7 protein-coding genes are annotated in these 9,040 nt (G+C 73.6%); 1 reads left to right on the top strand and 6 read right to left on the bottom strand.

Going from position 1 to position 9,040, the window contains the following annotated elements; all coding sequences use genetic code 11:
• Window positions 1-40: 40 nt before the first annotated feature.
• From ABD899_RS01515 to ABD899_RS01500, 4 genes are all read right to left on the bottom strand, one after another.
• Window positions 41-1,759, bottom strand: coding sequence for an acyl-CoA dehydrogenase family protein (locus ABD899_RS01515; protein WP_345201509.1), 1,719 nt, complete (start codon window positions 1,757-1,759; stop codon window positions 41-43).
• Between the two features lie 7 nt (window positions 1,760-1,766).
• The gene (locus tag ABD899_RS01510) at window positions 1,767-3,995 is read right to left on the bottom strand and encodes a (Fe-S)-binding protein (RefSeq protein WP_345201506.1); all 2,229 of its coding nucleotides are present in this window, start codon (window positions 3,993-3,995) and stop codon (window positions 1,767-1,769) included.
• Window positions 3,996-4,037: 42 nt separating this feature from the next.
• Window positions 4,038-5,000: an electron transfer flavoprotein subunit alpha/FixB family protein gene (locus tag ABD899_RS01505; RefSeq protein ID WP_345201504.1), complete on the bottom strand. Its 963-nt coding sequence runs from the start codon at window positions 4,998-5,000 to the stop codon at window positions 4,038-4,040.
• 101 nt (window positions 5,001-5,101) lie between these two features.
• The gene (locus ABD899_RS01500) at window positions 5,102-5,881 is read right to left on the bottom strand and encodes an electron transfer flavoprotein subunit beta/FixA family protein (protein ID WP_345201501.1); all 780 of its coding nucleotides are present in this window, start codon (window positions 5,879-5,881) and stop codon (window positions 5,102-5,104) included.
• 403 nt (window positions 5,882-6,284) lie between these two features.
• On the opposite strand from ABD899_RS01500, the gene ABD899_RS01495 reads away from it, so the two are divergent.
• Window positions 6,285-7,127 carry a peptidoglycan-binding domain-containing protein gene (locus ABD899_RS01495; RefSeq protein ID WP_345201498.1) on the top strand — a complete coding sequence of 281 codons (843 nt, stop codon included), beginning with the start codon at window positions 6,285-6,287 and terminating at the stop codon, window positions 7,125-7,127.
• A 206-nt stretch (window positions 7,128-7,333) separates the two neighbouring features.
• Here ABD899_RS01495 and ABD899_RS01490 read toward each other — a convergent pair whose 3' ends face one another.
• Together ABD899_RS01490 and ABD899_RS01485 are read right to left on the bottom strand one after the other, a co-directional pair.
• On the bottom strand, window positions 7,334-8,230 hold the full coding sequence (locus ABD899_RS01490; RefSeq protein ID WP_345201496.1) for an NAD(P)H-hydrate dehydratase: 897 nt from the start codon (window positions 8,228-8,230) through the stop codon (window positions 7,334-7,336).
• Complete coding sequence (locus ABD899_RS01485) at window positions 8,223-8,987, bottom strand: histidine phosphatase family protein (protein ID WP_345201493.1); 765 nt, start codon at window positions 8,985-8,987, stop codon at window positions 8,223-8,225. Before ABD899_RS01485 ends, ABD899_RS01490 begins: the two co-directional genes overlap by 8 nt.
• Window positions 8,988-9,040 lie beyond the last annotated feature (53 nt).

Below are 9,040 nucleotides of genomic sequence, written 5' to 3'. Positions count from 1 at the left end.
GCTGGGTGTGGTGGTGGTGAGGGTGTGGTCGAGGGGGCGGTCAGGCCGGGGAGCGCCCGTAGAGCACGTCGGAGACGCGGTCCATGTCGGCGACGAGGCCGGCCTGCGCCGCCCGGATGGCATCGGTCGGGATGCCGGTCAGCCGGGCGAGCACGGGGCTGTCCGGTTCCAGCGCGCCGGCGACCCAGCGGGTGCCGTCGACGGCCACGTGCTGCGCCGCCTCGCGGGCGAAGACCCGGGACATCGCGGCGACGGCCTCGCCGTCGAAGCGGGTGGGCGACTTCTCGAACCGAGCGCCCGCCATCGCCTTGTCGGCCTCGCGGGCGAACACGAGGGCGGTCTCCGTCGTCGCGACGAGCTCGCCGATGCGGAACAGCAGGTGCTGGTTGCGGGTGAGCCGCCCCGCCTGGCAGCAGTCGAGGACGACGGCGAGGGACTGGGCCGCGAGGGCCGCCGCACCCGCACCGACCTGCGGGTTGCGGGCGTGCAGTGCGTTCAGCTCGCTCGCCAGGTCGAGGTAGTGCCGACCGCGTGACTTCAGGTGGGCCTGCCACCGGTCGCGCGCGATGGTCATCTCCATGATCTCGGAGGTGCCCTCGTAGATCGTCGTGATCCGCACGTCGCGACGGATCTTCTCGACGACGTAGGGGCGGGTGAAGCCGTAGCCGCCGTGCGCCTGGATCGCGGCGTCGGCGGCGGCGTTGCCGGCCTCGGTCGCCATGTACTTCGCGATGGCGCCCTCGGTGTTCATCGCCCCGTTGTCCCCGAGGCCGCGGTCGAGTCGGTCGGCGGTGTCCTCCATGAAGGCGCGGGCCGCCTCGAGGCGCACGGCGTGCGGGACGATGAGCTTGTGCGTGAAGCCCTGCTTCTCGCTGAGCGGGCCACCGCCCTGCTCGCGCTGCTGCGAGTACGCGATGGCGCGGTCGAGGGCCTCCCAGCCGCCACCGAGGCCGAAGGCCGCGACCATGAGGCGGGTGTAGCCGAAGACCTGCTGGGCCTGGACGAGCCCGAGCCCGCCCCGCGTGCCGACGAGGTTCCCGGCGGGCACCTCGACGTCGTCGAGGAACAGCGAGGCCGTGTTCGACAGCCGGATGCCGTGCTTGTCCTCGGGCGGGCCGCCGGTGAAGCCCGGGGTGTCCTTCGCGACGACGAACCAGGTCGGCCCCTCGGGGGTCGCCGCGAGGATCGTGCAGTAGTCGGCGATGGAGCCGTTCGAGATCCACTGCTTGCGTCCGTTGATCCGGTAGGCCGTCACCGTGCCGTCGGCATCGGTGACCGGCGTCGCGGTCGTCGTCATCGCGCCGAGGTCGGACCCGGCATCCGGTTCGGTCGCGCCGTACGCGAAGACGACGCCCTGCTCGGCGATGGCGCCGAGCCACTCCTTCTTCTGCTCCTCCGTGGCCCCGACGACGATCGGGTCGGAGCCCAGGAAGGTCGCGAAGACCGCCGTCGCGAGCCCGATGTCCTTGCGGGCCATCGCCTCGCACACCCGGTAGGAGTCGAACGCCCCGCCGTCCATGCCGCCGTACTGCTCGGGGATGAAGACGAGCTGGACGCCGAGCGTCATGGGGTCCGACATCGCCCGCACGATGTCCTCGGGGCAGCGGTCCTCGTGGTCGAGCTCGAGCTGGAGGTCGGGGGAGAGGGAGGCGTCGACGAAGTCGCCGAGCGCCTCGAGCATGAGGGTGAGCGTCGGCAGGTCGAGCCCGGCGCCGCCGAAGTGGCCGGACTCGGGGGCGGTCGTGGCGGTGTCGGTCATCTGGTCCTCACTGGGGTGGCGTGGGTGCGGGGGTGGAGTCGGCGGGCGCCGACGGGGACTCGTCGAGGTCGGGGCGGACCGAGCGCAGGAGCACCTCGGCGATGTCGACGGCCTCGACGCCGTCGCCGGCCGTGCCCTCGATCCGCCGCTGGGCGATGCCGTCGCCGAGCATGGTGACGCAGAAGGGGCACGCGGCGGCGACGAGGTCGGGCGACAGGGCCAGCGCCTCGTCCGTGCGGTCGAGGTTGATCCGGGTGCCGAGGTCCTCGTCCATCCACATGCGGGCGCCGCCCGCACCGCAGCAGAACGAGCGCTCCCGGGTGCGCGGCATCTCGGTGAGGGTGAGGCCGGGGACGGACCCGAGCACCTCCCGTGGGGCGCTGAACACGCGGTTGTGCCGCCCGAGGTAGCACGGGTCGTGGTAGGTCACCGACCTGGCCACGGGGGCGACGGGGACGAGCCGCCGCTCCGCGACGAGCCGGGAGAGCAGGGTCGTGTGGTGGACGACCTCGTAGTGCCCGCCCACCTGGGGGTACTCGTTGCGCAGCGTGTTGAAGCAGTGGGCGCAGGTGACGACGATCCGCTTCGCGCCGGCCTCGTTGAGCACCTCGACGTTCTGGGTCGCGAGCATCTGGAACAGGTACTCGTGGCCCATCCGGCGGGCCGGGTCACCGGTGCAGGACTCGGCGTCGCCGAGCACCATGAACTCGACCCCGGCCTCGTGGAGCAGCGTGGCGACGGCCCGGGCGGTGCGCTGCGCGCCCTCGTCGAGGGCTCCGGCGCACCCGACCCAGTAGAGGTACTCGACGTCGTCGGGGATCGTCGTCCCGCCGTCGTCGCCGAGCACCCGGACGTCGAAGTCGAGCGGCTCGGTCCACTGGAGGCGCTGGGCCACGCCCCGGCCCCAGGGGTCGGCGGCGTGCTCGAGGTTCGTGAGCATGATGCCGGCCTCCTCGGGGAAGGCCGACTCCATGAGCACCTGGTAGCGCCGCATGTCGACGATGTGGTCGACGTGCTCGATGTCGACGGGGCACTGCTCGACGCAGGCACCGCACGTCGTGCACGACCACAGCACGTCCTGGTCGATGACGGCATCCGGGCCGTGCGGCGTGTAGGCGGCGAGCGGTGACTCCGTGGCGTAGCCCGTCTCCCCGACGAGCGGGACCGAGGCGAGGGCCTGTAGCTCGTCGTCGAGCCCCGCCCGCGCCTCCTCGGCCGCCGTGAGCCACGGGCCCTTGGCGAGCGCGTGGTCGCGCAGGGTCATGATGAGCAGCTTGGGCGAGAGCGGCTTCCCGGTGTTCCACGCCGGGCACTGGCTCTGGCAGCGGCCGCACTCGGTGCAGGTCCCGAAGTCGAGCAGGCCCTTCCAGGTGAAGTCCTCGACCTTCCCGACCCCCATGAGGTCGTCCTCGCCCGGGTCCTCGAAGTCGACGGCCGTCCCGCCCGAGTACACCGGCAGGAGCGCCCCGAGCGCCCGTGGGCGGCGAGCGAGGGCGACGTTCGGCAGCGAGAGCAGGATGTGGAGGTGCTTGCTGTACGTGACGAAGACCGTGAACCCGAGGAGGACGCCGAGGGCGAGGAGGAGGGCGACCGTCTCGATGACCTCGTTGGCGGTCTCGCCGAGCGGCTCGAGGAGGGAGGCGATCCACTGCGAGACGAAGGCTCCCTCGAGGAACGGCAGGTTGTCGGTGCCGTCGACGTCCTGGACGTTGATCTGCGCGCCACGGGCGAGCAGCAGCGTCCAGACGACGTTGACGATCATGAAGAGGGTGAACCACGCGACCCCGAGGTGCGACCCGAAGAACCGTGAGGAGCGACCGTGCTCCCTGGGCGACTCGCGCAGCCGGATGACCGTGAACGCGACGACGGCGAGCAGGCACAGGACCGCGAAGAGGTCCTCGATGAAGCCGAGGGCGGGCCAGGTGCCGATGACGGGGATGTGGAACGTCGGTGAGAAGAGGGCGCCGAACCCCTCGACGATGGTGAGGACGAGGACGATGAAACCCCAGAAGACGGCGAGGTGCGCCAGCCCGGGCGCGGTCCACCGCAGCAGCTTGCGCTGGGCGGCGACCTCGACGACCTCGGCGCGGGCGATGTCGCCGGTGCGGCCGACCCGCCCCGGCTCGATCGGCTGCGCGGACCGTCCGACGCGGTAGAGGTAGAGCAGGCGGGCGCCTGCGATGCCGAGGAGCACGATCGTCATGCCCAAGCCGAGGACCAGCTTGACGGTCGCCATCGATCACGCTCCTTTGCGTTTCCCCCCGGGCGGGGGGTTGCTTCAGCCCCGGCGCTTGCCGACCTCGTCGACGAGTGCGGGCAGGACGGTGTGCAGGTCGCCGACGACGCCGAAGTCGGCGATCGCGAAGATGGGGGCCTTGGGGTCCTTGTTCACGGCGACGATGGTCTTGCTCGACTGCATCCCGGCCCGGTGCTGGATCGCCCCGGACACGCCCGCGGCGACGTACAGCGCGGGGGCGACGGTCTTGCCGGTCTGGCCGATCTGGAGGTCGTGGGGAGCCCAGTGCAGGTCGCTCACCGCGCGGGTGACGCCGACGGCTCCACCGAGGGCGTCGGCCAGGGCCTCGATGACACCGAGCCCGGCCTCGGAGCCGATGCCGCGACCGCCGGCGACGATGACGGAGGCGTCGGCCAGGTCGGGGCGGGCGCTCGAGGCCTTCGGCGTGCGGCTCGTGACCGCGGCGCCCTTGGCCCGCTCGCTGAACTCGACCTCGACGGCCTCGACCCTCGGCTGCACCGGTGCGGCCTCGGCGGTGACGGCGTTCGGCATGACCGTGATGACCGGGGTGCCGCGCACCACCTGGCTGCGCACGTGGAAGGCGCCCGCGACGACCGACTGCGTCGTCGTGACGACGCCCCCGTCGACGACGACGTCGACGGCATCCGTGACGAGTCCGCTGTCGAGCCGCACGGCGACGCGGGCGGCGACGTCCTTGCCCTCGGGGCCGGAGGTCACGAGCACGGCGGCCGGCTCCGACCTGGCGGTGACCGCGAGCACGGCCTCGGCCTTGGGCAGGGAGAGGAACTGCGCGACCTCCGGCGCGGGGACGGCGTAGACCTTCGTCGCGCCGAACTCCCCGAGCGCGGCGACGACCTCGTCGGTCGCCTCGCCGCAGACGAGGGCGGCCGGCTCGCCGAGCCGGCGCGCGAGGGTGAGCAGCTCGAGGGTCGCCTTGCGGACCCCGGTGGGGGTGAGCTCGGCGAGGACGAGGATCTCGGACACGGTGGACTCCTACGGGTGGGTGGGCACGGGAACGGCGGCGGTCGTCGCTGCCGGCCACGGGGATGGTGCCGGGGTCGGCCCGGTCGCGGTGCGGCGCATGGTCAGAGAGCGCCGCGGGACACGAGGAAGTCGGCGAGCTGGGCCGCTCCGGTGCCGTCGTCGACGACGACCGAGCCTGCCGCTCGTGGGGGTGCCGGCGCCACGTCGACGACGCGGGTGGCGGCCGCCGCGAGGCCGACCGAGGCGGCATCCACGCCGAGGTCCGCGAGCGTGAGGGTCTCGACCGGCTTCTTCTTCGCCATCATGATGGCCCGGAAGGCGGGGTAGCGGGCCTCGTCGGTCTGGTCGGTGATCGACACGACGGCGGGCAGGTCGGTGCTCACCTGCTCGGTCGCGGTGTCGCCCTCGCGGGTGATGGTGACGGTGCCACCCTCGACCGACAGGGCTCCGGCGAAGGTGGCCTGGTTGACGTCGAGGCGCGCGGCCACCATCGAGGGGACGACCGACATCTCGGCGTCCGTCGAGGCCATCCCCGCGAGCACGAGGTCGAACCCGAGGTGCTCGAGCGCCTTGGCGAGCACGAGGGAGGTGGCCAGGGCGTCGGAGCCGTGGATGGCGGGGTCGAGCACGTGCACGCCCCTGTCGCCGCCGATCGCGAGCGCCTTGAGCAGCCCGTCCCGCGCGGGCTCGGGGCCGACGGTGAGGTAGGTGATCTCGGCGTCGAGGCCGCCCTCGACGAGGCGCACCGCCTGCTCGACGGCGTACTCGTCGAGCTCGGACAGCCGGCCGGGCACCCCGCTCCGGTCGAGGGTGTGGTCCGCGGCGAACGCCCACACGGCGCTCGGTTCGGGAACGTGCTTGACGAGGACGACGATCTTCATCCGTGACTGCCTTCGCTGCCGGGAAGCGGGGCGGCTGAGCCGCCCTGCGGGTGTGCTCTTGGACCCCGACGTTACGCTCGTCGACCGCCTGCTCGCCTCCCCAGAGTGGCCGGGGCGGCGTCACCTTCGCCACAGATTCTCCAACCCGCGGGTAACTTGCGCCGCCTCCGTGGCCCACGCGATCCCGCCGCGAGTGCGGAAGTGGTTGCTGCAGCGGCCACTTCCGCACTTGAGGTAGGGAGATCCGAGCCGTGGGTGGGGTCGCCCATCGTCCGCGGCGGGCAGCCACGTCGCGGGTCGAGCGGCACGAGGTGGATCGGCACGGGGTGTATCAGGAGGCCGGGAGGAGCACTCTTGTCCGAGGAGACCCGCGCCGGCGGGGTCGACGAGCGAGGAGCACGCCATGAACACCACGCCCTGGAGGACGGTCGGAGCGGGCGCCGAGTCGTCGGCGGTGGCCGGCATCCAGTACCTCCTGCGCTCACGCGGCCACGCCGTGGCGGCGGACGGGTCCTACGGTCCGGCCACCCGGGCGGCGGTGACCGCCTTCCAGTCCGCCGAGGGGCTGCCGGGGGACGGTGTCGTCGGACCGCGGACCTGGCCCCGGCTCGTCGTCCCGACCCGGGCCGGTTCGACCGGGGATGCCGTCCGCGCCGTCCAGCAGTTCGGTCTCGTCCCGTCCCCCGACGTCGACCCCCTGGTCGTCGACGGGTCGTACGGGCCGGCCACGACGGCCCGGGTCGAGGAGTTCCAGCGGTCGTGGGGGCTGGGGGTCGACGGCATCGCCGGTCCGCAGACGTGGTCCTTCCTCAGCACGCTGAGCCCGGGGCCACGACCGTGGCCGCTCGTCAGGCGCGGCGCCACCCAGGACACGAACTGGCGGGTGCTCGCGGCCCAGTACCTCCTGCGGGCCCAGGGTGCCGCGATCGCCGCCGACGGCAGCTTCGGTCCGGCGAGCGGCGCAGCCGTGCAGGCGTTTCAGCAGACTCTGCGGGCGAGCGACATCAGCACGACCCTCGGCCAGCTCGACTGGCCCTCGCTCGTCGTCCCGGTGCGGCCGGGCGACCACGGCGACGCGGTCAAGGCGGTGCAGACCCTCGTGCCCGGTGACCTCACGGTCGACGGCTCCTTCGGCCCGCTCACCGAGGCGGCGGTGCGCGAGTTCCAGCAGATGTTCTCGCCACCCGTCGACGGCAGGGTCGGGCCCATCACGTGGCACGCCCTCACCCTGCCGATCTTCGACTGACGAGGCGCCTCCGGGCGGTGGGTGCGGCCACGAGCGGTCGTGGGGCTCGGGCGACGGCGTTTCCACCGACAGGCAGTCGCCGGTGCGAGCGGTCGGGCTGAGCACGGGGCCCTCGGCCGTCGGGGCGCACTGCCTGTCGGTGGGCGCACCTGAGCCCGGTCCAGTGCCGGGTCCGAGCGAGCTCGGCCGGGGCGGAGGTCCTCCGGTCAGCCGCCCGGGCGCGCCAGGGCGAGCTCGGCCGGGACGCGGGCCGAGACCTCCCGGGCGAGGAAGCCGACCGGGCCCATCGTGCTCGCCAGGTACTCACCTGCACGGCCGTGCGCCCAGGCACCCCACGCCGCGGCCCGAGCGGGCTCGGCGCCACGCGCCATCAGGGCCGCCACGATGCCCGCCTTGACGTCACCGGACCCGGCCACCGCCAGGCCCGGCGTGCCGGCCGTGACGCGCCGGGCGACGCCGTCGGGCTCGACGACGTACGACTCGTCGGTGCCGGCGAGCACCGTGGCCGCCGTGCGCTCGGCGGCCCGGCGGGCGGCGCGCACGGGGTCGCGAGCCACCGCAGGCTCGTCCTCACCGAGCACCTGGGCCAGCTCGACGACGTTCGGAGTCACGAGGACGCGGCCCTCGAGGTGGGCCAGGCCGTCGGGGTGGGCGGTCACGTACGCGGTCCCGAGCGCGTCGAGCACGAGCGCCGTGCGGAGGTGCGGCACGACCGCCTCGAGGAGGGCGACGGCCGCGGACGGTGCGCCGACCCCCGGTCCGGCGAGCACGGCATCCGCCGCGTCCGCGAGCTCGAGGACGCGGCCGGCGCCGGCCGGTGACAGCTCACCGGCGGCGGTCTCGACCCCCACGACGAGGCACTCGGGCACGACCGTCGCGACGTGCACCGCCGTCTCCGCGGCGGTGACGACCTGCACCTTGCCCGCCCCCGCGCGCAGCGCCGCCTCGGCGGCGAGGACGACGGCGCCGGGGTTGCGCACGCTCCCGCCGACGACGAGCAGCCGCCCCTTGGCCTCCTTGTCGCCACCGGGGTCGGGCAGCGGCCACCCGCGCAGGAGGTCCGCGGTGACCTCGGTACACGCCCCGGCCGACCGGTCAGCCACGGCCCGGACCCGGGTCGCTGGGCGCGTGCGGCTCCTCGTGGGTCTCCTCGGCGCCGGACGGCTCGAGGTGTGCCATCTCGCCGTAGGCGACGAGCCGCAGCGCCTCGGCATCCGGCCGGTACACCGTGACGGAGCAGTTGCCGAGCGGGGTGTCGCCGTCGATGCGGAGCAGCTCCTCCTCGCCGAGCGACTCGAGCAGGTAGCGGAACGCCATGATGACGGCCTGGTGGGTGAACACCCACACCCTCCGGTCGGCGTGCTCGGTGCGCACGTCCGTGAGCAGGCTGCGCACCCGCAGCACGACGTCGGTCCAGCTCTCGCCGCCGGGTGGGCGGTAGTAGAACTTGCCCATCGCGGCGCGGCGCTCGGCCTCCTCCGGAAAGGTGTCCTTGATGCCCTGCCCCGTGAAGCCGTCGAAGAGGCCGAGGTCGCGCTCGCGCAGCCGCTCGTCGTGCACCGGCACGGGCGCCTCCGGCCACGACCGGAGGGCGAGCGACATCGTCGTCGCCGCGCGCACGTACGGCGACCCCAGGACGACCTCGGGGCGAGCGTCGGCCGGCCTGCCCGCGAGGTGCCGGCCGAGCGCCTCGGCCTGGGCGACGCCGTTGTCGGACAGCGGTGTGTCGGGGTCGCGGTAGGGCAGCTCGAGGCGGGCCAGGCCCTTCTCGCTCGCGGCCGTCGCGGCGAGGTTGCCGACGCTCTCGGCGTGCCGGACGAGCACGAGCTCGGCTGGGGATGCCGTTGCGGCTCGTGGCATGGTCGCGTCCCTTCCAGAGGCTGACGGCGCCACGGCAGCGAGGCGTGCGGCGC

Source organism: Fodinibacter luteus (assembly GCF_039541575.1).
In the GTDB taxonomy this organism is placed as follows: domain Bacteria; phylum Actinomycetota; class Actinomycetes; order Actinomycetales; family Dermatophilaceae; genus Fodinibacter; species Fodinibacter luteus.
This window is presented reverse-complemented; position numbering and strand designations above follow the sequence as displayed.